The organism is Maribacter sp. UBA3344, assembly GCF_002362375.1.
In the GTDB taxonomy this organism is placed as follows: domain Bacteria; phylum Bacteroidota; class Bacteroidia; order Flavobacteriales; family Flavobacteriaceae; genus Maribacter; species Maribacter dokdonensis.
In genome coordinates this window covers 78440-103899 of sequence record NZ_DERI01000011.1, presented here as the reverse complement: position 1 = coordinate 103899, position 25460 = coordinate 78440, and the positions used below count along the sequence as shown (strand labels likewise).

General features: G+C 34.4%; 27 protein-coding genes. 13 read left to right on the top strand and 14 right to left on the bottom strand.

Annotation, left to right across the window (positions count from 1 at the left end; translation table 11 throughout):
* Nucleotides 1–5: 5 nt before the first annotated feature.
* Nucleotides 6–824, bottom strand: coding sequence for an SDR family oxidoreductase (locus B2Z27_RS08055; RefSeq protein ID WP_286813284.1), 819 nt, complete (start codon nt 822–824; stop codon nt 6–8).
* 392 nt (nt 825–1216) lie between these two features.
* Between B2Z27_RS08055 and B2Z27_RS08050 the strand changes: the two genes are divergently transcribed.
* The gene (locus B2Z27_RS08050; RefSeq protein WP_286813283.1) at nt 1217–2047 is read left to right on the top strand and encodes a DMT family transporter; all 831 of its coding nucleotides are present in this window, start codon (nt 1217–1219) and stop codon (nt 2045–2047) included.
* Nucleotides 2048–2106: 59 nt separating this feature from the next.
* On the opposite strand, the gene B2Z27_RS08045 is transcribed toward B2Z27_RS08050, so the two are convergent.
* Complete coding sequence (locus B2Z27_RS08045) at nt 2107–2298, bottom strand: hypothetical protein (protein ID WP_286813282.1); 192 nt, start codon at nt 2296–2298, stop codon at nt 2107–2109.
* Between the two features lie 275 nt (nt 2299–2573).
* Here B2Z27_RS08045 and B2Z27_RS08040 point away from each other — a divergent pair, with 275 nt between their 5' ends.
* From B2Z27_RS08040 to B2Z27_RS08005, 8 genes are all read left to right on the top strand, one after another.
* Nucleotides 2574–3110, top strand: coding sequence for a lipid-binding SYLF domain-containing protein (locus tag B2Z27_RS08040; RefSeq protein ID WP_286813281.1), 537 nt, complete (start codon nt 2574–2576; stop codon nt 3108–3110).
* Between the two features lie 476 nt (nt 3111–3586).
* A complete protein-coding gene (locus tag B2Z27_RS08035; protein WP_286813280.1) occupies nt 3587–4741 on the top strand; it encodes a hypothetical protein in 1155 nt (384 codons plus the stop codon).
* A 79-nt stretch (nt 4742–4820) separates the two neighbouring features.
* Entirely contained in the window at nt 4821–5345 is a 525-nt protein-coding gene (locus tag B2Z27_RS08030) for a hypothetical protein (protein ID WP_286813279.1), read from the top strand.
* 14 nt (nt 5346–5359) lie between these two features.
* Entirely contained in the window at nt 5360–5758 is a 399-nt protein-coding gene (csgH, locus tag B2Z27_RS08025; RefSeq protein ID WP_286813278.1) for a curli-like amyloid fiber formation chaperone CsgH, read from the top strand.
* 8 nt (nt 5759–5766) lie between these two features.
* Nucleotides 5767–6537 (top strand): CsgE family curli-type amyloid fiber assembly protein, encoded by a 771-nt coding sequence (locus B2Z27_RS08020; protein WP_286813276.1) that lies wholly within the window; start codon nt 5767–5769, stop codon nt 6535–6537.
* Between the two features lie 2 nt (nt 6538–6539).
* Nucleotides 6540–6938: a curli production assembly/transport component CsgF gene (locus B2Z27_RS08015; protein WP_286813275.1), complete on the top strand. Its 399-nt coding sequence runs from the start codon at nt 6540–6542 to the stop codon at nt 6936–6938.
* A gap of 10 nt (nt 6939–6948) precedes the next feature.
* Nucleotides 6949–8328 (top strand): CsgG/HfaB family protein, encoded by a 1380-nt coding sequence (locus tag B2Z27_RS08010; RefSeq protein ID WP_286813274.1) that lies wholly within the window; start codon nt 6949–6951, stop codon nt 8326–8328.
* A gap of 19 nt (nt 8329–8347) precedes the next feature.
* Nucleotides 8348–9877: a carboxypeptidase-like regulatory domain-containing protein gene (locus B2Z27_RS08005; protein ID WP_286813273.1), complete on the top strand. Its 1530-nt coding sequence runs from the start codon at nt 8348–8350 to the stop codon at nt 9875–9877.
* Nucleotides 9878–9944: 67 nt separating this feature from the next.
* On the opposite strand, the gene B2Z27_RS08000 is transcribed toward B2Z27_RS08005, so the two are convergent.
* From B2Z27_RS08000 to B2Z27_RS07990, 3 genes are all read right to left on the bottom strand, one after another.
* The gene (locus B2Z27_RS08000) at nt 9945–10763 is read right to left on the bottom strand and encodes an SDR family oxidoreductase (protein WP_286813272.1); all 819 of its coding nucleotides are present in this window, start codon (nt 10761–10763) and stop codon (nt 9945–9947) included.
* Nucleotides 10764–10907: 144 nt separating this feature from the next.
* A complete protein-coding gene (locus B2Z27_RS07995; protein WP_286813271.1) occupies nt 10908–12527 on the bottom strand; it encodes a sodium:solute symporter in 1620 nt (539 codons plus the stop codon).
* Between the two features lie 8 nt (nt 12528–12535).
* Nucleotides 12536–13597, bottom strand: a complete 1062-nt coding sequence (locus B2Z27_RS07990; RefSeq protein WP_339631852.1) for an aldose epimerase family protein — start codon at nt 13595–13597, stop codon at nt 12536–12538.
* Between the two features lie 470 nt (nt 13598–14067).
* Between B2Z27_RS07990 and B2Z27_RS07985 the strand changes: the two genes are divergently transcribed.
* Together B2Z27_RS07985 and B2Z27_RS07980 are read left to right on the top strand one after the other, a co-directional pair.
* Nucleotides 14068–14760, top strand: a complete 693-nt coding sequence (locus B2Z27_RS07985) for an NUDIX hydrolase (protein ID WP_215996379.1) — start codon at nt 14068–14070, stop codon at nt 14758–14760.
* Between the two features lie 74 nt (nt 14761–14834).
* On the top strand, nt 14835–15854 hold the full coding sequence (locus B2Z27_RS07980; protein ID WP_286813269.1) for a LacI family DNA-binding transcriptional regulator: 1020 nt from the start codon (nt 14835–14837) through the stop codon (nt 15852–15854).
* Between the two features lie 79 nt (nt 15855–15933).
* Here the strand turns inward: B2Z27_RS07980 and B2Z27_RS07975 are convergent, their stop codons facing one another.
* The 4 genes from B2Z27_RS07975 to uxaC are packed head-to-tail and all read right to left on the bottom strand — an operon-like array spanning nt 15934 to nt 20120.
* Complete coding sequence (locus B2Z27_RS07975; protein WP_058104300.1) at nt 15934–17229, bottom strand: TRAP transporter large permease; 1296 nt, start codon at nt 17227–17229, stop codon at nt 15934–15936.
* Nucleotides 17229–17687: a TRAP transporter small permease gene (locus tag B2Z27_RS07970; RefSeq protein ID WP_058103630.1), complete on the bottom strand. Its 459-nt coding sequence runs from the start codon at nt 17685–17687 to the stop codon at nt 17229–17231. Before B2Z27_RS07970 ends, B2Z27_RS07975 begins: the two co-directional genes overlap by 1 nt.
* Before the next feature lie 6 nt (nt 17688–17693).
* Entirely contained in the window at nt 17694–18671 is a 978-nt protein-coding gene (locus tag B2Z27_RS07965) for a TRAP transporter substrate-binding protein (protein WP_286813267.1), read from the bottom strand.
* Nucleotides 18672–18713: 42 nt separating this feature from the next.
* On the bottom strand, nt 18714–20120 hold the full coding sequence (gene uxaC / locus B2Z27_RS07960; RefSeq protein ID WP_286813266.1) for a glucuronate isomerase: 1407 nt from the start codon (nt 20118–20120) through the stop codon (nt 18714–18716).
* A gap of 468 nt (nt 20121–20588) precedes the next feature.
* Between uxaC and B2Z27_RS07955 the strand changes: the two genes are divergently transcribed.
* Nucleotides 20589–20810, top strand: coding sequence for a hypothetical protein (locus tag B2Z27_RS07955; protein WP_058104301.1), 222 nt, complete (start codon nt 20589–20591; stop codon nt 20808–20810).
* Nucleotides 20811–20929: 119 nt separating this feature from the next.
* On the opposite strand, the gene B2Z27_RS07950 is transcribed toward B2Z27_RS07955, so the two are convergent.
* The 5 genes from B2Z27_RS07950 to B2Z27_RS07930 are packed head-to-tail and all read right to left on the bottom strand — an operon-like array spanning nt 20930 to nt 24518.
* Nucleotides 20930–21205: an ATP-dependent Clp protease adaptor ClpS gene (locus tag B2Z27_RS07950; RefSeq protein ID WP_027064640.1), complete on the bottom strand. Its 276-nt coding sequence runs from the start codon at nt 21203–21205 to the stop codon at nt 20930–20932.
* Between the two features lie 21 nt (nt 21206–21226).
* Entirely contained in the window at nt 21227–22063 is an 837-nt protein-coding gene (gene prmA / locus B2Z27_RS07945; RefSeq protein ID WP_286813265.1) for a 50S ribosomal protein L11 methyltransferase, read from the bottom strand.
* A gap of 15 nt (nt 22064–22078) precedes the next feature.
* Nucleotides 22079–22828, bottom strand: coding sequence for a triose-phosphate isomerase (gene tpiA, locus B2Z27_RS07940; protein ID WP_286813264.1), 750 nt, complete (start codon nt 22826–22828; stop codon nt 22079–22081).
* A gap of 35 nt (nt 22829–22863) precedes the next feature.
* Nucleotides 22864–23961, bottom strand: a complete 1098-nt coding sequence (locus B2Z27_RS07935) for a BT_3928 family protein (RefSeq protein WP_286813263.1) — start codon at nt 23959–23961, stop codon at nt 22864–22866.
* Between the two features lie 8 nt (nt 23962–23969).
* On the bottom strand, nt 23970–24518 hold the full coding sequence (locus tag B2Z27_RS07930) for a DUF1599 domain-containing protein (protein ID WP_058103636.1): 549 nt from the start codon (nt 24516–24518) through the stop codon (nt 23970–23972).
* A gap of 103 nt (nt 24519–24621) precedes the next feature.
* Between B2Z27_RS07930 and folP the strand changes: the two genes are divergently transcribed.
* Nucleotides 24622–25446, top strand: coding sequence for a dihydropteroate synthase (gene folP / locus B2Z27_RS07925; protein ID WP_286813262.1), 825 nt, complete (start codon nt 24622–24624; stop codon nt 25444–25446).
* The last annotated feature ends 14 nt before the right edge of the window (nt 25447–25460 follow it).

Sequence of the window (25460 nt, the reverse complement as noted above, 5' to 3'; positions counted from 1 at the left end):
TGCATTTACACTCCAGAAAAGGAAGTAAAGCCACCATCCACATCAAAAATACTACCGGTTACAAAACTAGATGCATCACTAAGCAAGTAATGAACCATACCATTTAACTCAGACGCATCGCCAAATCTACCCATTGGAGTATTTTTAATAATACTGTTACCTCTTTCGGTAAAAGAACCGTCCTCATTGGTCAATAGACGTCTATTTTGATTGCCTATAAAAAACCCTGGCGCAACGGCGTTTACCCTAATTTTATCTCCATGTTTGGAAGCCAGTTCATTGGCCATCCATTTGGTGAAAATATCCACTGCACTCTTGGCCATTGAATACCCAAGAACTCTAGAAATAGTTTGTTTTGCAGCCATTGAAGAAATATTAACAATTGAGCCATAGCGCTGCTCTACCATTAATTCACTTAAAATTACAGTTGGTATAACCGTACCGAATAAATTGATATCGACAACCTTTCTAGTATCACCCATAGAAATATCCCTAATTGTTTGGTCTGGCTTTAAGGTTGCTCCCGGAATATTACCGCCAGCTAGGTTTACTAGTCCGTCAAGATGTTTAAAATCAGCTTTTATTTTATTTTTCAGCTTAACAAGTTCAGACTCGTCCATGACATCGACCTTAAAAACGAATGTACTATTTGGTACCAGCGCATTCAGCTCGTTCTGCTTATCCTTTAATTTATCTTCTGATCTTCCTAACAATAAAACTTTAGCACCATTTTCAACTAAATATTGAGCAATGGATCCACCTAAGGTTCCTGTTCCACCTGAAAGTGCATAATTTTTATCTTTTAAGGATAATAATTCGTTCATTTTATCTGTATTTGTATAATTGAAATTAAGTTTTTATTATTCATCAGTACTAGCTACAATGTATCTGCATTCTACCGCCAAGTTAAGGGAATTATCAAAAACTTCCCTACCATTGTGGCTATTATAACAATTACCATAAAATAATTCTGTCAAATTTCAAGACCTTTAAAATTAAAACTTCCCTTAATTAATTTGAAGGACATTAAAATGTCAAGAAATGATCGGTTTTATTCTTAGTTTAATGAAGAAACTACTCTAATTCTATAGAACAACTTCTTTCAAGTATGTTATATTATCAAAGTGATAAAACTTTAATTAGAAATGTAATTATCAGCGTTTAACTAGAAGATTTCAAATACAGGCATTTACCTTTGTACTGATAATTTTGAACTGTGAAGAAGGCCATTTTGTTTATGATCATTAGTACGTTTTCATTTAGTTTAATGAACTCGTTCGTAAAATACCTAAGCCATTTTCCCACCTTTGAAATTGTATTCTTCAGAACCATTGGCTCTTTAATTTTAGGAACATCATACATAATAATCAAGAAAATCCCAATATTGGGTAACAATCGTAGGTTCATGATATTTAGAGCTCTTGCGGGATTAACCGCTATGAGCTTGTTTTTTATGTCTTTACAATATTTACCTGTTGGCACAGCAGTATCGTTAAGATATCTTGCACCTATTTATGCCGCTATTTTTGCAGTATTATTACTTAAAGAGAAACTAAAACCTATTCAGTGGTTGTTATTTCTTTTTGCTTTTGGCGGAGTTTTAGTCCTTAAAGGTTTTGACAACACTATTAATTCAACAGGTTTACTTTTGGTTTTGGCAGCGTCCGTATTTAGTGGTCTGGTTTATGTACTTATTAGAAAAATTGGAAACAATGACCACCCAATGGTCATTGTAAATTACTTTATGTTTACAGGTACCGTAATAGGCGGGTTGTTAAGTATAAACAATTGGATTACCCCAACAGGAATAGACTGGCTTTTATTATTAAGTTTAGGGATTTTTGGATTCTTTGGACAAGTTTTCATGACCAAAGCATTTCAAATTGCACAAACAAATTTAGTGGCACCATTAAAATATATTGAAGTTATCTTCACTATTATGGTTGGCATATTTTGGTTTGGAGATATTTATTCTATTTGGAGCCTTATAGGAATACTTATGATTATAGCTGCGCTGGTTGCAAATGTCATAATTGGCAAAAAATAGGCAATAAAAAAAGCTACAGATTATTCACCTGTAGCTTTGGTAATGGTCAGAAATTACAATTATTTTCTAGTTGTCTCTTGTTCAGCCAAGCTATTACTAACATCTTTAAGAGAGGATACAATTACTGTATTTACCTCTTCTTCAATTTCCTTAGCATTACTTATGTAATAAGCAGCTGATAAAAGTAATGCCAGAGCTATTAAAAGGTTAGCTATCATTTTAGAATCAAAAAAATATTCTTGCTTTTCCATTATTATCTCCTTTTAATATGTCATGAATATAAAACCAAAACTTTAAATTAACAAATATTTAAGAAATATTGAAAGCATTTAAAATGCTGTGCACAAATCATTTAGCTACTTCAAAATAAATAAAATCTCAATTTTTAACTTATAATTAACTGATTCACAAATATTTAACATGCATTTGAATCAATATTTATGTGGATAACAACAAACAATACCTGCCTTTCAAATTAACTTTGTGGTATAGAAACAATTCTAATTAATTTATAAAACTAGAACAGATGAAAATTTTAAAATCTATAACATTAGCAGCTATTTTATTTGTAGCCGTTGGAGTAAATGCACAAAGCAGTAAGGACAAAAAAGTAATTAAAGATGCCGAAAATGCAAAGGAAAAATTAATGACAATGGATGTTGGCTTAGACCAGTTCTTTAATAACTCTGCAGGATATGTAGTTTTTCCTAACGTTGGAAAAGGAGGTTTCATAATTGGTGGAGCATCGGGGAATGGTGTCGTATATGAAAATGGCGAAAAAGTTGGTATGGCCGACCTAAAAAAATTAAGTGTAGGTCTACAAGCAGGCGGACAAGCAATTACGGAAGTAATCTTTTTTGAAACCGCTGAAGATTTAGCCGAGTTTAAAGAAGGAGACTTTGAGTTTTCTGCTGAAGCTTCTGCAGTTGCACTTAAATCTGGTGTTGCTGTAAATGCAAAATACAGAGATGGTGTTGCCGTTTTTGCTTTACCAAAGGCCGGTTTAATGGCAGATGCATCTGTAGGTGGGCAAAAATTTGATTACAAGCCATTGATGAAATAATATTTCTTTCTTGAGAAAATTGAAAACCACCCATACTGGGTGGTTTTTTTGTTTTAAGTACGTTGACGACAGTTTTAACAATTTGACAATTATTTAAAATTATAATAACTTTAATTTATTATCCAATTTTAAGTCTAAATTTTATGATTTCAACAAAAAATCAATACAAATGTTGTTTATCTGTTAATCTTGCGTTTTATCGATTATTTTAACAAATAATCGTTGAAACCAATAAACTTGCTATCAGAATTGATAAGCAACTGAAATTTAAAATAATTAGTTAATTATTTTTTATTGCACGAGTTTATCCCCCGTAAAGCTTTCCCCCCGTACTTTTAAAATTACCTAATGACTTTTAGTTTCATCTAAAAAGGCATACCCCCCTTGCTTTATTAGTTTTTGTTTAATTCTTATTTCTACTAGTTAGAAATACCCACAAAGAGTTTAACCAATAATTAATATTAAAATCAAATTTTATGAAAAAAGTAGTCTTAAGTGCCATGGCACTAGCAATGGGGTCATTTGTAATGGCTCAGAACAACAACAGTAATGTTAGTCAAAATGGGGCCGACAACAACTCCAATGTTGAGCAACGAGGGCAAGATCAAAGAAGTGTAGTTAGAGTTTATGGTGATTTGAATAATACCAAAGTTCTTCAAAATGGTACATCTAACAATCAAGTAACTGAAGTAGCTGGTTTAAGTGCCACTTCAAATCGTACAAATGTTAATCAAAGAGGTACAACTAACAATGCAACTTTAGATATAGCAGGTGATGAAAACATCGTTAATGTAAATCAGAGAGGAACAGATAACAATAATGGTCCAAATTCTGGGCATATATGGTCTGGTGACCCTAATGCTGTAGAAATTTCTGGCAATAGTAACAGAGCAAATATTGATCAAAATGGTAATCTTAACGAAGGTTTTATTTTAACCGAGGGAGATAACAATAGAGCTGACATTGACCAACGAGGTAATGAAAATCTTTCTTACATAACCACAACAGGTACAGCGATAAATAATGTTGCAGAATCTTTCCAAGATGGGACATCTAACAGTTCCGAGATAAATCAAACTGCAACAGGAACATTCGCTGATTCCACACCTGATAGCAATACTGCATTCGTCAGTCAAATTGGTAGTACCAATACCAGTACAATTGAACAAACAAGATTTGATGCATATGCCAATGTTGATCAGGTGGGAAGTGATCACTTAAGTGATATTTCTCAAGAGTCTTTTGGGAACGATAGAGCAAATATTACCCAAAGAGGAATGACTCAAACTAGTTATGTTGTTCAAGTTTCTGGATTAGAAAATAGGGCAAATGTAAATCAATATGGACAAGATCACAGCAGTTTGGTAATTCAGAGTGGTGAGTATGATAGAGCCAATGTAACTCAAAGAGGATCTGCAAGTACAAGTACTATTGATCAAGATACATCAGGAGGTATAGCAAATGCTAGTGTAGCAAATGTAACTCAAACAGGAATGGGTCACTTAAGTGAAATCATTCAAAGAGGTACAGGTGCTCATAGAGCTAATGTAACTCAAACAGGAATGGGTCAAATAAGTAATATTAACCAAACTGGTATGGGGAATATTTCTAATATAACACAAGGAAATTAATCTCACCAAATAGTTTGTTAAAAGAATAGCTACGAAACAAGTTATTAAGTTTCGTAGCTGTTTTAAAACATATTTGCATATGAAAATTCGTCAATCATTGCCTATAATTTTAATATTTTCCTTTTTTAATTTAAGTCACGCTCAAGGCATTATTAAAAACAGATCTAACGACTTACAACTCATAGTAAACAATAGTCAATATTTAGATTACTTTTCAGAGCAATCTATTGAAGCCATGACTTCGTCTAATCATAAAATTTCAAATTCTGGAATTTTCATTCAGCAAATTGGTAACAACAATTACTCTGAAATATCCACGCAATCGACAGTAAGTGATGTTCAGTTAAATCAATTTGGTAATAACAACAATATTGATTTAAAACTAAAAGCTGAGATAATAGATTATTCTGTAACTCAGATGGGGAACAATAACACACTTATAGAATACAATACCTTTAATAACAAACAACTTTTAGAAAGAACTATTGAACAAAACGGCAATGGTCAAAATCTGGTTATTGAAGGAAGCAATAGCATAGTCGATAAAATGAGAATCACAATGGATAATGGTTCACAAAGTTTAATCATCAGAAATGTAAACTAAAATCTTAACCAACAATGCCCCAAAAATTATACGTTTTATCTCTGCTATTATTTTCATTGAATTTTGGTACCGCCCAAGAAAATGACAATATAACCACTGACATAAAACTTAGAACACAACAGAATAATTTGGTTTCAATTAGTGGGGTTTGCCATAACAACACTTCAGAAATTCAAAACTTGAACTACTCTTTAAATGTTCAAAAAATAAGTAATACAGGAAGCAAAAGTAATAACAGTCAAAGCGGAACTTTTACTATTAAACCTAATGAAATAAAAACACTATCTACTACAACCTTAAATTTTGAAGGAAAAGACCAAACCAGGGTTGTTTTAACCGTTTTCAACTCTATGAAAATTCAAGTAGCACAGCAACAAAAACTATTGACCATTAAGGACATTATTAAAAACTAACTATAGCATTGAATAAAAAATCCCTCATTTTCACAGTAGCATTTATTGCTCTACCGTTTTTACTACTAGCTCAGTTTAACAGGGAGGTGGAAGCACAAATAACTATTACCAATGAAAATGTACTAACAAACATCACCTTTTCCGCTTATAATAAAACAACCTTAAAGAAGAGTTTGAGTTATAAAGCCTTAATCACCAAAAACAAAAAATTAAACTCATCAATAACCCAATTTGAAGACGAACAATACTTTGTTATTGAACCTGGAGAACAAAAAAACATTAGTACTGCAAGTCTAGACCTTAGTCAGGGTGATCGCACAATTATCTTTATTTTAATTTATGAAGATGAAAAAGTTATAGGCAAAGACCGTATGGTAATCAATGGTTTTGAAGGAGAAGATGAAATGAAGCCCAAGGTAATTGGTAAGGAAAAATCCACCGAGCAACAAGAAAGTCAACAAGCGCAAGATATTGATTTACTTACCGGTTTAGTATTCGAGAATACCAAAACTAAACCTGGCAGAGATTTTTACCAAATGTTCTATTTAGCATATAACACTAATAACATAAAGGGCAATAAAATAGTAAAAGTTGATGAGGTACTGGCCATTGGGGGTAATACGCAGATTCAAATTTTTGCAGGAGATGACTTGGTCGTTCAATTCTTTTTAAACCCACGAAGTTCATATATCAAAGAAATGGTAGATCAATCCATAGCAAGGGTCAATTACTATTTTCAGCAAAATAAAGCCATTATGCAGAATACAATCCAATATTAATTATGAAGAATACCATATTTATAATACTATTTTTAGGTGTAGCAGGGTGTTGCTATTCACAACAATTTGTATATACTCCCAAAAATCCCAATTTTGGAGGAGAAACCTTTAATTATCAGTGGTTACTGAGTTCGGCAAATGCCCAAAATTCCTTTACAGCCGATAACAATTTTAATAATGACAGTTCTGAGTTAGAAGATTTTCAAGAGAGTCTAAATAGACAACTACTCAGCCAACTTACCCGTTCCGTATTCGATTCTGAACTTGGTGATGGACTTGAACCCGGAACTTTCAATGTGGGCAGTTTATTACTTGAAGTATTTGAATCTGGCGAAGGTCTTGTTATTAACATTTTAGATACTTCTACCGGTGAGCAAACACAAATTATCGTACCCAATTAACCAAACTTTCATGACATTAATGCGAAAATTCTATATCATAGCTTCACTTACTCTTTTAAGCAGTTGTGGAGCATATTACAACCAACCGGTTGCACCAAGTACCTCAAGAATTGGAGAGACCACAACAGAATCTGCTTCATTAAAAAATCTGCCCTTACCCAATGAACCAATAGTTGTAGGTGTTTATAATTTTAAAGATCAAACTGGCCAATATAAAAGTGTAGAAAACGCGAGTACCTTTAGTACAGCAGTACCACAAGGAGCTACCACAATGCTTATAAAAGCATTGGAAGATTCTAAATGGTTTACACCTATTGAAAGGGAAAACCTCTCAAACCTCTTGAACGAACGAAATATCATTAGGTCTACCAGGCAAGAATATACAGGTGATCAAAGCAACAAACCCAATTTACCTCCATTACTATATGCCGGTATTTTATTAGAAGGTGGCATAATTTCTTATGACACCAATATCATCACCGGTGGATATGGAGCCCGCTACTTTGGTGTTGGTGGATCTACTCAATACAGACAAGACAGAATTACAATTTACTTAAGGGCAGTATCTACCTCTAACGGTAAAATACTAAAAACAGTTTATGTATCTAAAACCATACTATCCCAAGCTATTGACGCTAGCCTTTTTAAGTATGTAAAATTTCAACGTTTATTGGAAGTTGAAACCGGAATCACCAAAAATGAACCTATTCAATTAGCTATACAAAATGCTATTGAAAACGCCGTGGAATCCTTAATTATAGAGGGCGTAGAAGATAATCTTTGGAGCACTGCAGAAGGAACGGTTAAAAATGATTCTTTAGTTTCAACATACAATTTAAGAAAGCAGGAAGAAGAATCAACACTTTTATATAATCGTACGCAAGCAAACGAAGTATTAAAATCTGGAATTAACGTAAAAGGGAATGCTCCAATATTCAACGGAGATTTTACCAATAAATCATTTGGTTTTGGGGGTGGCTTTCAATACAGTCATTACTTATCTCCAAAATTGGACATTGGTCTAAAGGGCGACTACTTTTATTTTAGGGGCGGTCAAGATTTTTATAAAGAATATATGAGCGGGAATGTAACCTTGGGTTACACTTTTCTTCCACTAGACAAATTAACACCATACATCTATGCTGGTGCTGGTGGTATTTTTGATATAAGATCACCAGATCCAAATCTTACTGAAGACAGTTCAGGAATTAACTTACAATATGGTCTTGCCCTCAAATACAACATAAACCCAAAGGTTTCCTTTTTTATTAGTGCTGAAAACAATCATACCACTAGTGATACCATTGATGACATTGTTAATGGAAAACGTGATGATTTCTATTACAATTTTAGCATAGGAATGGAATTTAGAATTGGAAAAAAACTTTAACAATCAAATTGCGCAACTGATGACTCATTTTAAGAACATATACTATTATACAGCACTTTGCTTCTCATTATTGTTTTTGTCATGTGAAGAAGACACTTTAGGGGACCAAACATTTGGATCACTAGATGGCAAAGTGGTTACCAATGGTGTTAACGCACCACTTGAAAATGTAAAAATTACTACCAACCCAGCTTCTACCACTGTATTTACTGATAGTGAAGGAAATTTTAAGATTGAAGACATATTAGTTGGCGACTATTCAGTACAAGCTGAAAAGGATAATTTTGAAACCTCTTTTGAAGCAGCCAGCATATTTATTGACAAGTCAACAACCATAATTTTTGAAATGGATAGTACATCATCATCAAATTTACAACCCTTAGTACCTGAGTTGTATTACCCGGCAGATCATCAAATAAAAGTTCCTGATCCTGTTGAATTTATATGGTCTTCGGCAAGTAATGATAATGATGATATCAACTATACCCTAGAACTACGAAACGGAAGTACAGGTGAAACTCAAATTTACAGTACCGTTACAGACACCACTTTAGTTGTTGAGAATTTGGCGATCGGTGCTACTTATTTTTGGCAGGTGACCGCAAGTGATAATATTACAACACCAGTACAAAGTAAAATCAGCAACTTTCAGTTAGAAGGTGTTGAATCTAATAGGTTTCTATTTGTAAGAAACATAAACGGAAATAATGTAATATTTTCAGGCGGCGAGCCAGTAGGTGTTAACGATCAAGATATTAATCAGAATGAAATTCAATTAACAACTGACAATTTAAACTCATATAGACCCAAAGCTAATAGATTAGCGGAAAAAGTTGCATTTATTAGAACTACTGGTGGTGAATCTCACTTGTTTACCATGAATTTAGATGGAACCAACCAAAAACAATTAACGCAAGAAATACCGATTGCCGGATTTAGACAAGATGAAATGGAGTACGCATGGCACAATAATGGCGGGTCAATTTATTATTCCAATTTCAATAGATTATATACCATTAACATTGATGGATCTGGAAATAGAATGGTGTATGAAGCTCTAAACGAAGAATTTATTACAGAAGTCGCTACCAATCCGGCAAATGAACAAATTGTATTAAAACTTAACAATTCTGATGGGTACAATGCGCAGTTGAGAATCGTAAACCCTAATTCCGGTCTTGGCACCCAAACCATATTAACAGGAATTACAGGTGCCCTAGGCGGAGTTGATTATTCTTTGGATGGAAATAAGATTTTATACACAAGAGATGTTTCAAATACGGAAAATGCACAATACCGTCAGCTAGATTCAAGAATTTTTGAGTATGACTTAACAACAAGTACGTCCACAGAATTAGATACACAAAAACCAACAGGGTTCAATAACCTAGATGCCAAATATGCACCAAATGGTGGTTATGTTATTTTCACATATACTTCCAACGACGGAATTTCAGAGAAAAGCATTGTTCGTAAACAGTTAGATGTTATTGATATTTTAGATAATGAAATTTTATTTACCAATGGATACATGCCCAATTGGGAATAATTAAAAAAATCTCATATCAATTAAATCAAAAAGCCAAGGAAATGTACTTGGCTTTTTGATCTATATGTTACCCATTAGCTGTAAAACCTGGATAACAGGTCATACCCCCATCGACGAAAATGGTAGTTCCGTTTATATATTCAGATTCATCTGATGCCAACCAGCTTGCTACACTTCCTATATCATCGGGCACTCCAATTTGCTTATAAGGTATTAATTTTAACATGCCATCTCTACCTTCTTGGGTACTCCATACGTCCTTATTGATATCTGTTTTAATAGCACCGGGTGCAATGGAGTTACAACGTATCTTATCCGGTCCGTATTCCTGACAAATAGTTTGCATTAGCATGACCAAACCACCTTTACTTGCTGCATAATTAGCATGACCGGCCCATGGTATTACTTCATGTACAGAACTCATATGAATTAATTTCCCCAATGAATTGGAAATATCAGGTCGCATTCCCCTTCTCTTAAATTCTATTATAGCCTCTTTTGCGCAAAGAAATTGACCGGTAAGGTTTACATCTATCACTCGCTGCCAATCAGATAATGGCATTTCATGCAATGGGTGATCTAATTGTAAACCAGCATTGGCTACACATACATCAACAGTACCAAATTTTGATATCGTTTTTTTAAACATACTCTGCACCTCATCCTCCTTGCTAACATCACATTTAACCACAATGGCATCACCACATTCAGAATTTTCACTGATCCAATGTGCAACCTCTTCAGCTTCCACTTTACTACTATGATAATTAACAACAATATTGGCTCCTTCCATTCCCATTGCTTTGGCAACCGCTTCACCAATACCATCACTAGAACCGGTGATGATACAGGTTTGTCCTACGAGTCTTTTATTTGGTTTTTGCATGTGTATTTTTTTTAGTGCTTTAAAATTAATTTTCTAAAAATCAATTCTTTATCTCTATTGCAATTATTTATAATGCACATCTATTTTTTAAAAAAAAGTGCCACCTAAAATAGGGGCCACTTTCTATACTAGTAAACCAAGTTGTTATTTTCCGTTGAAGAACACCATAATACCTATTACGATCAATACAATAGAAATAGAAACGGCAATATCGATCCAATTATAGCTATTCTTATTTTTATTCTTTTCTTCCTCGGTTATAGTACCAAATGTTAGGTTGACTATTTGCTCTTTATCAGGCGATTTCGTTAATAAACTAACTACTACCAAAAAGATTAAACAGAATAAAAAGAACCAAGCACCAAAAGTCAAGAAATTCATATCCCCCAGATAATATAATATCCCATCGGAATCAAAATTATCTTTAAGCAACTCTAACGCAATTCTAAAAAAGGCTACTAGAATCCCCATGATAAGGGTTGCAAAAGCTCCCGTAGCATTAATTCGCTTATAAAAAATCCCCAATAAGAACACAGCAGTAATGGGTGGTGCAATATAAGATTGTACACTTTGTAAGTATTCATATAACACTCCTGAAATATTTGCCATTATCGGAATCCAAATAATACCTATAATCACCACAAAAACAGTAGCTATTTGTCCTGTTCTCACCAGTTTTTTCTCTGGTGTATTAGGACGTAATTTCTTATATACATCAACTGTAAACAAGGTAGAACATGAATTAAATACCGAAGCCAAAGAACTCATTAAAGCTGCCAATAACCCTGCGGCCACAAGACCTCTAAGGCCTGATGGCAACAAATTACTCATTAACACCGGAAATGCTTCATCTGCACTCTCCCAATGTAATTCTCCTCGCATTTTCAACGTCAATGCAATAACTCCTGGTATCAAAAACAAAAAAACAGGTAATAATTTTAACAATGCTCCAAATATGGTACCTCTCCTTCCTTCTTTTATGTTCTTTGCCGTTAATGTGCGCTGTACAATATATTGGTCTGTACACCAATACCATATACCGACTATAGTACTTGTAATGAACAATGAAGGCCAAGGAAAATCCGGATCGGTCGCCGGTCTCCACATATTAAAATATTCTGGTCCCAAGGTTTCTACCATACTTCCCCATCCACCAACTTTATCTAACCCAATGAACGTTAATACAGCAGCGCCAACCACTAATAAAATTGCCTGTAACGTTTCTGTATATACCACTGCCCGCATACCGCCCAAAACAGTATAAAGTCCTGTTAATATGACCGTAGCTATGGCTCCCGTCCAAAAATCTATACCCAATAATGCAGAAACTACCACACCACCTGCATAAATGGTCACCGATATTTTTGTTAGCACATATGCAACAATAGAGAAAACAGATAATACCCATCTAGATCTAGCATCAAAACGTTTCTCTAAAAATTCTGGCATAGTAAACACGCCACTCCTAGCATAAAATGGTAAAAACACCCAACCCAGCATTAATACAACCCAGGCATGTATCTCATAAATAAGCAAGGGCAATTTATTACTTGCTCCCGTGCCAGCTAAACCGACGACATGTTCTGAGCCAATGTTTGATGCGAATATTGAAGCACCTACTACAAACCAGCCAACGTTTCTGCCGGCTAAAAAGTAATCTTCCGTATTATCTTCTTTTTTTCTGATTACCCATATGGCTACACCTACAAGTAATAAAAAGTAGAGTGAAATACTGATCCAATCTAAATGGTCTAACTGTTGCATGGTATGGTTTATTTAACTGTGAATTTGAAGGTGGTTTTTGTCAGGTATTTTTCTTCCGGAGTTAGTACTACAGAAGGAAAACTTGGTTGATTTGGTGCATCTGGAAAATGTTGGGTTTCAAAACAAAAGCCACTTCTTTTTGCGTAAAAACCCCCGTTTGGTCTTGGTAGCTTACCATCTAAAAAATTTCCTGTATAAAATTGCATACCTGGTTGATCCGTAATTACTTCAACACCTCTGCCCGATTCTGGGTGATATGCCTTTGCTACACGCCTATACCTTTTATCAGAATTGTTCAACACCCAGCAATGATCAAAACCACCACCTAAAGTAATTTGATTGTTGTTCATGTTTATAGCTTCACTCACCAATTTTGGTATTCTAAAATCGAACGGTGTACCATCCACAGCTGCCAACTCACCTGTAGGAATCAGCGAAGCATTCACTGGCACAAACTTGTCTGCATTGATATCCACAACATGATCAATTATAGGTTGAGAGAAATCGCCCGAAAGATTAAAATAGGAATGTTGTGTAAGGTTTACAATGGTAGTTTTATCTGTAGTTGCTTCGTATAAAACATCAAGACTGTTATCAGAATTAAGCGTGTAGGTGACCGTTGTTTTTAAATTACCGGGAAAACCCTCTTCCATATCTTTACTATAGTAACTAAGTTTTAAAGAAGCCGAGGTTTTATTTTCCTGAATATCTTCAACTTTCCAAACCACTTTATCAAAACCTACCACACCACCATGTAGACTATTTTCACCATTATTTTTTGCTAGTTGATATTCGTAATTGTTTAAGATGAATTTCCCTTTTGCAATACGATTTCCATATCTTCCAACAAGAGCTCCAAAATATGGGTTAGGTTTTTCGTACTGCTCCAAGTTTTTGAAACCTAAAACAACATTCTTAATATTTCCATCTTTATCAGGAGTTTCAACAGCTGTTATTCTTCCTCCAAAAGTTATAATGCTTACTTGAATTCCGTTCAAATTATACAGTTTGTATAACTCTACCTTCTCCTTATTTACCGTAACACCATAATTACTTTTTTTAATCCTCATTGAAATTTTATCATTTTGCCAAATCCCCTTAACATATTCCATGTTGAAATCTAAATATATTGTCAAAATAGCAATAATCAACACCAAATACTTAGATATATTAATCAATTTCATAATAATATGTGACAAATATTCATAAATTAATGAAAACGAACTTCTTACAATAATTAGGGAGACTTGTTTTTATTTTTTAAATCGAACTAATTTTAAATGATTCTAAATAAAAAAATACAAACATCAGATTAACATTTTCAGGTTTTATTCCAAAATTAGTTCTCCCTGCGTTTTTCACTTGCTCCCGTAATATTATCTAGATATAAAAAACCATTTGCAAGGCAAATTAAAGCCTTTAAAAAACAACTAACACATTTATTAATAGCCAACTATAGAAAAAACTATAGACCTTTTCTACCAAAAACGTGGTTCAGTTCAATTGAAACTCATTAATTTAGGTTCGCAAAAAATGAATAATGGTTTTGAATAATTATCGCAAAGAGGACAAAGTACTACTTGCTATAGATTGTATAATTTTTGGATTTTATCAAGAAGAATTAAAAATTTTGCTCGTTGAACGAGACTTTAAACCAGCTAAAGGAGAATGGTCACTTATTGGTGGTTTTCTTAAAATGCAAGAAAACCTAGAAGAAGCAGCTGCCCGTGTATTAAAGAACTTAACAGGCTTGAATAATGTATATATGGAACAGGTTCATTGTTATTCTAAAATAGACCGTGATCCGAAAGAAAGAACCATTTCGGTAACCTATTTTGCCCTTATAAATATAGAACACCATTGTAAAGAATTACTGAGGCAAAATCCGATTAAATGGTTTGACATAAAAGATATACCTACATTGATTTTTGACCATAATATTATGGTCAAAGAAGCATTGACTCTTTTAAGAAATAGAATAAGTTGTAAGCCTATTGGGTTTGAACTTTTACCAGAAAAATTTACGATGCGACAGCTCCAAAAGCTTTACGAAGCTATTTTGGATACCGAACTGGATAAGCGAAACTTCATTAACAAATTCAACTCATTGGATCTATTGACAAAGTTGAAAGAGAAAGATATGAGCTCCTCTAAAAAAGGTGCTTTTCTATTTGAATTCGATCAAAATAAATATCATAAAAAAGTAGAGAAAGGCTTTAGTTTTAAAATTTAAACACCCTTCTATTTTAAGACATTTTTGAGCACGGTAAGTTATTCAATCTTCGTAAATTTATCATACATTTTTCTATGAGCAAAAAGGCTACCATTTACGACATTGCAAAAGAATTGAACATTACCGCTGCAACGGTATCAAGGGCTTTGAACAATAATCCTAAAATAAGCGAAAAAACACGCAATCTTGTACTAGCTACCGCTACCAAATTAAACTACAAACAGAATAGGCTTGCATTAGCACTTAAAAGTGGTAAAAGTAAAAATGTTGGGGTCGTAGTACCTTTCATCAATAAAAATTTCTTTGCCTCTGTAATTCGTGGTATAGAAGATGAACTATATCCAAAAGGTTTTCATGTAATTATATCGCAAACCTATGAGGATAGAAACCGGGAGAAGAAAATTATACAGAACCTGTTAAATGCGCAGGTAGATGGTATATTATTATCTACATCTTTTACCGAGCAGAATAAAGATGAATTCAAGGAGACCGTTAAAAAAAGTACTCCTTTTATACTATTTGATAGGGTTTTAAGGTTCAATGAAATAAGCACTGTTACCATTGATGATTATCAAGGTGGTTTTGTTGCAACGGAGCATTTAATTACACAAGGCTGTAAAAAAATTGCGCACTTTGACGTTGACCAAAGTATTGAACTTTACCAACATAGATTTAAGGGATATAAAGATGCACTGGCAAAACATAACATACCCTTTAGAAAGGAATATGTAATTTCCTTGCAAAGTAATATGGAGGCAGGTAAAGATGCGGCAAAAACACTTATGAATTTACCAGAACCACCAGATGCCATATTTTCATCTACAGACAACGGATTGTTAGGTGCAGTCAAATACTTACAAAGTAAATCTATTAAAATACCAGAAGATTTAAGCGTTGTAGGTTTTAGTAACGAACCCTTTACGCAATTTATGGAACCATCAATTAGCTCTGTAGATCAGTCACCATTGGAAATGGGAAAAATGGCGGCAAAGGTCTTTTTAGAACAAATTGAAAATGATTCAAATGAAAAAGTTCAGAACAATGTGGTGCTGCCAGCAAAATTAATTGTCAGAAAATCATCCAGCAAAACATAAAGATTATTGGACTATTTCTCTAGAAGTATTCTTTTTAGCTTCAACAATACCCACATAATCAATAAGACCTTCTTTAATCCTACAAATCAAATAAACTTGGTAACCATAAGCTCAATTGTGGAATATAAGTGACCAAGAACAGTGCAATGATCATTGCAATAAACAAAGGCAATAATGGTTTAAACACTTTTTCAATAGTAGTTTTAGCCACACCTACTCCAACGAACAGTACCGAGCCTACGGGCGGTGTACATAAACCTATACAAAGGTTCAAAACCATAATAATACCGAAGTGAACGGGATCAAGTCCTAACTTGGTCACCACAGGTAAAAATATCGGTGTAAAGATCAGAACGGCGGGAGTCATATCCATAAAAATTCCCACAAAGAGCAATAGTAAGTTTATGATCAAAAGAATCACAATTTTATTCTCACTTAAGCTTAATAGTCCAGAGCTGATATCTTGCGGAATATTTTCATAGGACAAAGCCCATGACATGCACATAGATGAACCTATCAATAACATAACAATAGCCGTAGTGGCAGAAGAATCCAATAAAATCTGTGGTAGTTTAGGCAAGGTAATTTCCTTATATATAAAACCTAAAATTAAACTGTACAGCACGGCTATGGCGGAGGCTTCAGTAGCGGTAAAAATTCCCGTTACAATACCGCCAATTACTACCACAAGCATAAAAAGACTTGGCAAAGCATCTATGAATGTTTTACCTACTTGTTTAAAACTACTACGTTTACCTACCTTATATTTTTTCTTTTTTGCCCAAAAAGCTGCCACGATCATTAAAAAAAGCCCGGTCATAATTCCCGGAACGTATCCAGCCAAGAACAGGGCAGCTATAGATGCTCCCCCACTTGCCAATGAATAAACGATCAACACATTACTAGGCGGAATTATTAAACCAGTTGTAGCGGATGTAATATTGACCGCTGCGCCAAATTCTTTTGAATAGCCTTCTTTTTCCATTTCAGGTCCAAGTATACTACCCATTGCTGATGCAGAAGCCATAGCAGACCCTGCAATAGCACCCATTAACATTGCGGCTATGACATTTATTAAAGCTAAACCACCGGGAAAGGCACCAACTAAAGTTTTGGCAAAGGCGATAAGCCTATGGGCTATACCACCTTTATTCATAAGTTCGCCCGAAAGCACAAAAAACGGAATTGCCAAGAGGGCAAAACTATCAAGCCCCGTAGCCATCCGTTGAGATACCGTTGTAAATGCAGGCATTGCGGGTATACTTACCAGCATGGTCAACAATGAAGAAATAGCGATACTCCATGCTACCGGCGTACCAATGGATAGCAAACATATGAAGCTCAGCACTAGTACTAGAATAGGTAAATGCTCCATCATGATTTCATATTTTTAAGGTCAGAAATTTTGTAATACATAATCAGTAATCCGCTAATGGGAATTATGATATAAACCAATGCCAGAGGTACTTGCAATGCAGGTGATTGTTGCCCCAGTACATATGAGATGTAAACCAAACGAGACCCTCCGATCACAAAAGCGAACAATACAAATAGTATTACCAGAATGGTTACAATTATCTTTAACTTTTTCTGTGTTTTCTCATTTTGCCTAAGTGGTAAAATATCAATGGCAACATGAAGATTACGACCCGACACATATGCCGCACCTAGAACGCCGATCCATATCATTAAATAACGAGCAAGCTCATCTGTAAATGAACTGGGGTTACCGGTAACATATCTTGTAAAAACTTGCCATAGTACGTTAATTACCATAACCGACATAATCAGCACCAAGGTTTTGCCTAAAACGGCGTCTATTTTATTTCGCATAGCAGACTATTTTGTTTCTTGAATTTGTTTGATAAGCGGATATATATCCTGATCATCCTTATATCCTTCATAGATATCTTTTACCTTTTCCGAAAAAAGTGATTTATCTGGTCGAATAATTTCAACACCAGCTTTTTGAACTTCACGTAAAGCTTCCTCTTCTGCCTCTGCCCATAAAACACGCTGATATTTTACAGATTCTTTTACCGATGCACTCAACCATTTTTGCTCTTGCTCATTCAATTTATTCCATACATAAGTACCAATTAACAGAACATCTGGCAGCACCGTATGCTCATCTAATGAGTAGTACTTACAAACCTCATAATGCCTTGACAGGTAAAAACTAGGAGGATTATTCTCGGCGCCATCAACAACACCTTGTTGTAAAGAAGTATAAAGTTCACCCCAAGAAATAGGAGTTGGCGATCCCCCAAGAGCCTTGACCATGTTCACTGCCGTTGCACTTTCCATTACCCGTATTTTTTCACCCACCAGATCTTCTGGTTTTTCTATTGGCTTGTTCATGGTATAGAAACTGCGACTGCCGGCATCATAATAGCCCAAACCTTTTAACCAATATTGCTCCCCTTCGTTCAATAATTGCTCGCCTATAGGTCCATCAAGTACACTGAAAGAATGTTGACGATCTCTAAACAAAAAGGGAAGACCCAATACCTTCATTTTCGGTGCAAAATTCTCCAATACCCCTACAGAAACTTTTGTCATATCTAAGCTACCTATTTGCAAAAGCTCCAAACACTCTCTTTCCGTTCCTAATTGTTGACTAGGGTATATTTCAAGTTTAAGTTTACCACCGGAACGCTCCAAGAGATCTTCACCCATTTTAACCATTGCCTTATGTACCGAATGGCTTACATCTAAACCATGCCCCAGCCTTAACGTCTTTGCTTCATTCTGTATATCACAACCCAAAAAGGTAATGACCAAACTTAGTAGCGATAGCAATTGTATACTTTTCATTGTATGGTTTTAAACGGTTTAAAGGAACCAGATTATTAATATTTAAAATTTGAAGTACTCTTTAGCATTATAATAACTTATATCTTGAATGATTTTACCTACCAAATCAAAATCTTGAGGCAGCTCTCCCCTCTCCATTTCTTGACCAAATAGATTACAAACAATTCTTCTGAAATACTCATGTCTGGGATACGAAAGAAAACTACGGGAATCTGTCAACATACCAATAAAACAACTAATTAGCCCCATATTGGATAATGCATTGAGCTGCTTGGTCATTCCGTCTTTTTGATCCAGAAACCACCAACCAGAACCAAACTGCATTTTCCCCTTAACGGTACCATCATTATAATTACCGATCATAGTGGCCAGTACTTCATTATCCGCTGGATTAAGGTTATATAAAATGGTTTTGGTAAGCTTATCCTTAGAGTCCAATCTATTTAAAAATTTTGAAAGTGTCTCTGCCTGTGAATAGTCGCCTATAGAATCCCAACCAGTATCAGGACCAAGAATTCTAGTCATTCTAGCATTATTATTCCGTAACGCTCCAAGATGAAATTGCTGAATCCATCCACGGGAGTGATATTGCTCACACAAAAACAACAATATAGAAGTCTGAAATTTTTCAGACTCTTCTAATGTCAACTGTATTTTAGCCCTTCTTTTCTGAAAAATATCTTCTATTTCCGTATCGGTAAAATTTCTAAAAGGCACATGGCTTAAGCCATGATCCGATAAGGTACACCCATTAGCTTCAAAATAATCTAAACGCACGCTTAGCGCATCGCACAAAGATTTATAGGAATCGATGGACACATTACTTACTTCAGATAACTTATTAATATATTCCAGATAGTTTTCATTAAATATTACAATTGCTTTATCTGGTCTAAAAGCAGTGGACACTTTCACATTAAAACCGCTATTTTTAATTTTAACATGATGATCTAAACTATCAATTGGATCTTCTGTTGTACAAATAACCTCAACATTCATTTTGGTTATTAGATTATGACAACTGAAATCTGTTGTTTGCAGCTTTGAGGAAGCCTCATCAAAGATTTCACTAGCTGTATTCTCATTCAATAATATGTCAATATCAAAATAACGTTGCAGCTCAAGGTGAGTCCAATGGTACAACGGATTTCTTAAAGTGTAGGGAACGGTTCCGCCCCATTGGGTAAATTTCTCTTTTGCCGAGGCATCACCGGTGATATATTTTTCTTCAACACCAAAAGTTCGCATGGCACGCCATTTATAATGATCCCCATCTAACCAAATTTTAGTCAAGTTTTCAAATTGACGGTTATTGGCAATATCAATTGGTGGTAAATGACAATGGTAATCTATGATCGGCATTTGCGAAGCATAATCATGAAATAATCTTTGTGAAAATTTATTTTCTAATAAAAAATCTTCCTTAATAAATGACTTGCTAGCTACCAATGTTATACGTTTTACTTTTAGTTACATTGTCAAAAATAGAAGTTGATCAATACACTTAATTACCTCGTATTTCTAAATGAATACTTTCTTGGAATGCTCTAAATCTATAAATAACTCAATTTAATGCAATCGATTACAAAAATATATCTTTTTTTAAAGATTTAGCAAATATTTTCGTTTAAAAATAAGATAAGGATTTTTTAAAGCACAACTTATTAACTGATTCTTAATTTTTGAATTAATTACCCCAAATTATTCATATTTCGTCAACTAAAAAGTGATTATAAACTGTTGGTATTTTTCTTCTGTCATAAAAATTGCATTTCAACCCTGAAAAAAAGACGTTAAACTGACCATTTTCGTTAAATTGTTCATAAATACTATTATCTAATAGCCTCATAACTATATACAATCGACAAAGAATTGCGTAATTTGAATATTATGTTAACTTTGAAAAAAAAGCATCACATGGAGTTACTTGAAAAAGCTCAGGAATTTGAGAGTCGAAAAATGAGCAATATGTCCACTAGTGACCGAGTAGAAGCATCAAGAGAGGCAAAAGCACTTATCTTAAGCATCAACGAAGTTTATAAAGAAACTAAGGATCCTAGTTTAATGGACGTAATGAAAAGATTAACCGAGAAAAAGAAGAAGATTGAAAAAAGATTGAATGGCGTGCCATTGGTATAATTTCGATCTAAACTTATATTTTATTTATTTTTTAGATTAATCAATAAAAAGACCCCTTATAGAAATAAGGGGTCTTTTTACGTTTATTCATTTTAAACTTTCATTTTACCGAACTAAACTTAAGTAATTTCTGCACTAAGTCCTGCTTGTAGTAATTTTGAACATTGCGGTTTAAGTTCTTCATATTCTCCAGTTTTAACCGTGCATTTTCCTTTGTAATGTACAATTAAAGAACATTGCTCCGCCTGTTCAGGAGAATGTTCGCAAACTGAAATCAATGTATTTATTACATGATCAAATGTATTCACCTCATCATTAAAAAGAACGATTTCATTTTGCTGAACCGTCTCTTCTTCAAGGAGTAGTTCTTCGTAAATTTCTTCTTTTGTGCTCATATGAATCTCAATTAATACTAACTAATTTACATATTTTGCTGCAACCCAATTATTTCGTTCAAGGTTTTTTTCAAACTTTAACTCTAATTCGGTACATTTTTGCGAAATCATTTCTAAATCTTCGGTATAAAAACCACTTAATAATAAAACACCACCTTTATTTAAACATTTCGCATAGCTAGGTAAATCGGCCAACAAAATGTTTCTATTGATGTTCGCAATGATCAAATCATACTTTTTATCCTTTAGCAAAGTAACATCACCTTCATAAACCGATATAAAATCCATATTATTTCGTGCCACGTTTTCTTTAGCATTTAGATAGCACCAATTATCAATATCTATTGCATCAATATTCGTAGCGCCACGCATACCGGCCAAAAGGGCTAGAACCCCTGTACCACTACCCATGTCCAAAACGGTTTTATTCTCTACATCTAACTGTAAAATATGCTGTAACATCATGTGTGTAGTTTCATGATGCCCGGTTCCAAAACTCATTTTTGGCTCAATTACAATATCATAATCTACCTGAATCTTCTCATGAAAAGGTGCTCTGATCATGCACACATCATCTACGATAATGGGCTGAAAGTTTTGCTCCCACGTAGCGTTCCAGTTTTCTTGCGCAATCTCTTTATACTGGTAAGTTATCTCAAAATTGGAATTTCCAAAAATATAAATGTCATCCAAAATATCAGAAGACCAATCTGTTTTTTGAATATATGCCAAAACATCATCCTCTTCCTCTACAAAACTTTCAAAACCGGCTTCACCCAATTCTGCAATGAGAATGTCTGAAGCCGGTTCTTTTGGTTTTACCGTAAAACGGTATTCAATGTATACGATATCGCTCATTATAGTTTAGTAAACTTAAATAGCATTTATAATCGCTATGAAATCATCTGCTACCAAAGATGCCCCGCCTATTAAGCCACCATCAACATCTGGTTTAGAGAAAATTTCTTCCGCATTACCCGGTTTTACACTACCACCATAAAGAATGGTAACATTATTTGCAATGGTTGCATCAAATGCCTCAGAAATAGTTTTACGAATAAATGCGTGCATTTCTTGTGCTTGATCTGGAGAAGCCGTTTCACCTGTACCAATTGCCCAAACTGGCTCATAAGCCAAAACAATATTAGACCACGCAGATGGCTCTAAATTAAAAAGCACGTTTTTCAATTGGCTTTCTACCAATTTAAAATGGTTGCCTGATTTACGATCTTCTAGCTCTTCACCAAAACAGAACATTACGCGAATGCCTTTTTGTAAAGCTGTTATTACCTTTTTTGAGAGTATTGCATCACTTTCTGCAAAATAGGCTCTTCTTTCTGAGTGGCCAATTATGGCGGTATCAACACCAATATTCAATAACATATCTGCAGATATCTCACCTGTAAAAGCTCCACTTTCTGCAAAGTGCATGTTCTGCGCTATAACCTCAATCTTAGAGTTTTCTAAAGTACGCACGGCGCTTGCTAAATTCACATAGGTTGGTGCTACCATTACTTCTGCATTCGTATCTGGTAATTTTGCAGATAACTCAGCCAAAAGTGTTTCTGTTTCCGCCAAATTTTTGTTCATTTTCCAGTTACCTGCTACTATCTTTGCTCTCATATTTTTGTTTCTAGTTGTTCAGTTTCAGTTTATATTTATTCGAAAATCAAATTTTCTAAATCATTGTAATGTAATTTTTGCACTATGGTTCCTTTCTCCAATACTAAAACTCCCGGGTTAGATCTAACAATAGTTTTAAGTGTTGTTTCATCTGTAAAGTAAAAATCAAACGCCAGGTTGTTTTCTTTTTTCAACGCATCTGTTTGATCAGGACCGGAAGCAGACATACCTATAACTTTATAACCCGCTTTTAACGCCTTATCCGTCACAGCTTTTATTTCTTTGAAAACCTCAAGATTGGACTTACGCAAATCGTATGCTATGACCATTACCAATTTAGGCTCTTGCAATAATGATGCTGCAAAATCTTCTCCGTTTTGCTCTATAGTGAAATCATGAACAGGTGGCTCATACCCTGCTTGAATTTCTTCAGTTTCCACATCTATAAATTCCCCGTCTACCGTTGGGTAATCTCCGTTGGTGATATAAATTTCCTCATTGCCATTGACATTAAACTTCCATTTATATTCAAACACCGCTTTTGGAGCATCTGCAGGAGTGTTCATACCTTCCTCTATATTCTTGCCAATTTCATAGGGTCTAAAATCAATAACCGGTAAATGGTTCAACACATAATACACATACCCTACACAAGCAATAAAAGAAACGTATAGTACAGACATCAAGGTCTTAGAATTCACTAAAGGAGTTATATATTTTCTACCAACATATATAATTAAAATCAACACCAACAGTACCACGTCTTTTGTAAAAGACTCCCAAGGTGTCAATTTAATTGCGTCGCCAAAGCAACCGCAATCAGTTACTTTATTAAAATATGCAGAATAAAATGTAAGGAACGTGAAGAAAATTATCATTGCCAATAAGGTCCACACAGTAAGTTTACGTTTGTAGCCTAGAATTAGCATTACCCCAACCATTACCTCTACGATTACCACAAGTATAGAAATGGCCAATGCGAACGGAGTTAAAAAAGGAAGGTCCAATACACCTTGGCTGAAATACTCTTCTAGTTTAAATGAAAAACCAACGGGATCGTTCAGTTTTATAAATCCGCTAATAATAAAAAGTATTCCAACAAAAATTCTAACGACACCTACTAAATACTTCATTCTTAATTTTATTTTTCTGATTCTGAACCTAAATGTATTAATGCAAAGACCGCATAATTGATCATATCTTGATAATTGGCATCTATACCCTCACTAACCAATGTTTTACCTTTATTATCCTCTATTTGTTTTACGCGAAGTAATTTCTGTAAAATAAGATCTGTAAGTGAACTTACCCTCATATCTCTCCAAGCTTCTCCATAATCATGGTTCTTGTTCAACATAAGTTCTTTCGTAATTTTAATATGCTTGGCATATAACTCCACAGCCTCTTCAGTAGAAAGATCAGGCTGATCAGCTACACCTAATTCTAGCTGAATTAGTGCCATTACCGAGTAATTAATGATACCTATGAATTCTGAGCGTTCACCTTCATCGACCTTACGAACTTCATTTTCTTGAAGACTACGTATACGTTGCGCTTTTATAAAAATTTGATCCGTAAGCGAAGGCAATCTTAAAATTCTCCAAGCACTGCCGTAATCTGACATTTTTTTCTGGTATAGATTAATACAAATCTCAATTACCTCATCGTATTCCTTTGCCGTATCTAGCATGTAATTCTATCTAATTTGTGTAAATTTCGCTTAAAAAATTGTAACCATCAAGATAGATGGTTTAAACTTGGAAAATGCCACAAATTCCTTTTAATTAATGATAATGACCATAAACTGTAACGGCAAACTTATTTCTCTTGAACGACCCAAAATAATGGGCATTTTAAATGTTACCCCAGATTCTTTTTTTGATGGCGGTAAATATAAGGATGAAGCAAGTGTACTGAACCAAGTTGATAAAATGCTAAATGAAGGCGCAACATTTATTGATGTAGGAGCCTACAGTAGCAGACCAGGTGCCAAAGAGGTTGGTGAGGACACAGAATTAAAACGAATTACACCAATTGTAAGTTTAATAATCAATAAATTTCCAGATGTTATTCTTTCAATAGACACTTTTAGAAGTAATGTCGCTAAAGCATGCATTGAAAATGGTGCCGCTATAGTAAATGACATTTCCGCGGGATTACATGATAATAATATGTTGAGCACTGTAGCCAAACTAAATGTACCATACATTATGATGCACATGCGCGGTACACCCAAAAACATGCAGCAACAAACAGATTATAAGGATATTTTAAAGGAAGTACTTTTTTATTTTTCAGAAAGACTTTCCGCCGCAAAAGCATTAGGTGTTAAAGATATTATTATTGATCCAGGATTTGGTTTTGCAAAAAACCTGGAACAAAATTTTGAGCTTTTAAAACAAATGGAAGTAATGAGCATCATTGAACACCCTTTACTAGCAGGTATTAGCAGAAAATCAATGATTTACAAGACATTAGACGTAACTGCGGACCAAGCTTTAAACGGCACCACAGCATTGCATATGGCGTGCTTACAAAAGGGAACGAAAATTCTAAGGGTGCATGATGTTAAAGAAGCTGTAGAGTGCACAAAACTATATGAACAATTAAATGCCTAAGTTTATACTGATTT

Excerpts from the sequence above, each read along its gene's own strand:
- B2Z27_RS08055 (WP_286813284.1), bottom strand. The coding sequence starts at position 824 with ATGAACGAATTATTATCCTTAAAAGATAAAAATTATGCACTTTCAGGT.
- B2Z27_RS08045 (WP_286813282.1), bottom strand. The coding sequence starts at position 2,298 with ATGGAAAAGCAAGAATATTTTTTTGATTCTAAAATGATAGCTAACCTT.
- B2Z27_RS08040 (WP_286813281.1), top strand. The coding sequence starts at position 2,574 with ATGAAAATTTTAAAATCTATAACATTAGCAGCTATTTTATTTGTAGCC.
- B2Z27_RS08035 (WP_286813280.1), top strand. The coding sequence starts at position 3,587 with ATGAAAAAAGTAGTCTTAAGTGCCATGGCACTAGCAATGGGGTCATTT.
- B2Z27_RS08030 (WP_286813279.1), top strand. The coding sequence starts at position 4,821 with ATGAAAATTCGTCAATCATTGCCTATAATTTTAATATTTTCCTTTTTT.
- csgH (WP_286813278.1), top strand. The coding sequence starts at position 5,360 with ATGCCCCAAAAATTATACGTTTTATCTCTGCTATTATTTTCATTGAAT.
- B2Z27_RS08015 (WP_286813275.1), top strand. The coding sequence starts at position 6,540 with ATGAAGAATACCATATTTATAATACTATTTTTAGGTGTAGCAGGGTGT.
- B2Z27_RS08010 (WP_286813274.1), top strand. The coding sequence starts at position 6,949 with ATGACATTAATGCGAAAATTCTATATCATAGCTTCACTTACTCTTTTA.
- B2Z27_RS08005 (WP_286813273.1), top strand. The coding sequence starts at position 8,348 with ATGACTCATTTTAAGAACATATACTATTATACAGCACTTTGCTTCTCA.
- B2Z27_RS08000 (WP_286813272.1), bottom strand. The coding sequence starts at position 10,763 with ATGCAAAAACCAAATAAAAGACTCGTAGGACAAACCTGTATCATCACC.
- B2Z27_RS07995 (WP_286813271.1), bottom strand. The coding sequence starts at position 12,527 with ATGCAACAGTTAGACCATTTAGATTGGATCAGTATTTCACTCTACTTT.
- B2Z27_RS07990 (WP_339631852.1), bottom strand. The coding sequence starts at position 13,597 with ATGAGGATTAAAAAAAGTAATTATGGTGTTACGGTAAATAAGGAGAAG.
- B2Z27_RS07985 (WP_215996379.1), top strand. The coding sequence starts at position 14,068 with ATGGTTTTGAATAATTATCGCAAAGAGGACAAAGTACTACTTGCTATA.
- B2Z27_RS07980 (WP_286813269.1), top strand. The coding sequence starts at position 14,835 with ATGAGCAAAAAGGCTACCATTTACGACATTGCAAAAGAATTGAACATT.
- B2Z27_RS07975 (WP_058104300.1), bottom strand. The coding sequence starts at position 17,229 with ATGGAGCATTTACCTATTCTAGTACTAGTGCTGAGCTTCATATGTTTG.
- B2Z27_RS07970 (WP_058103630.1), bottom strand. The coding sequence starts at position 17,687 with ATGCGAAATAAAATAGACGCCGTTTTAGGCAAAACCTTGGTGCTGATT.
- B2Z27_RS07965 (WP_286813267.1), bottom strand. The coding sequence starts at position 18,671 with ATGAAAAGTATACAATTGCTATCGCTACTAAGTTTGGTCATTACCTTT.
- B2Z27_RS07955 (WP_058104301.1), top strand. The coding sequence starts at position 20,589 with ATGGAGTTACTTGAAAAAGCTCAGGAATTTGAGAGTCGAAAAATGAGC.
- B2Z27_RS07950 (WP_027064640.1), bottom strand. The coding sequence starts at position 21,205 with ATGAGCACAAAAGAAGAAATTTACGAAGAACTACTCCTTGAAGAAGAG.
- prmA (WP_286813265.1), bottom strand. The coding sequence starts at position 22,063 with ATGAGCGATATCGTATACATTGAATACCGTTTTACGGTAAAACCAAAA.
- tpiA (WP_286813264.1), bottom strand. The coding sequence starts at position 22,828 with ATGAGAGCAAAGATAGTAGCAGGTAACTGGAAAATGAACAAAAATTTG.
- B2Z27_RS07935 (WP_286813263.1), bottom strand. The coding sequence starts at position 23,961 with ATGAAGTATTTAGTAGGTGTCGTTAGAATTTTTGTTGGAATACTTTTT.
- B2Z27_RS07930 (WP_058103636.1), bottom strand. The coding sequence starts at position 24,518 with ATGCTAGATACGGCAAAGGAATACGATGAGGTAATTGAGATTTGTATT.
- folP (WP_286813262.1), top strand. The coding sequence starts at position 24,622 with ATGACCATAAACTGTAACGGCAAACTTATTTCTCTTGAACGACCCAAA.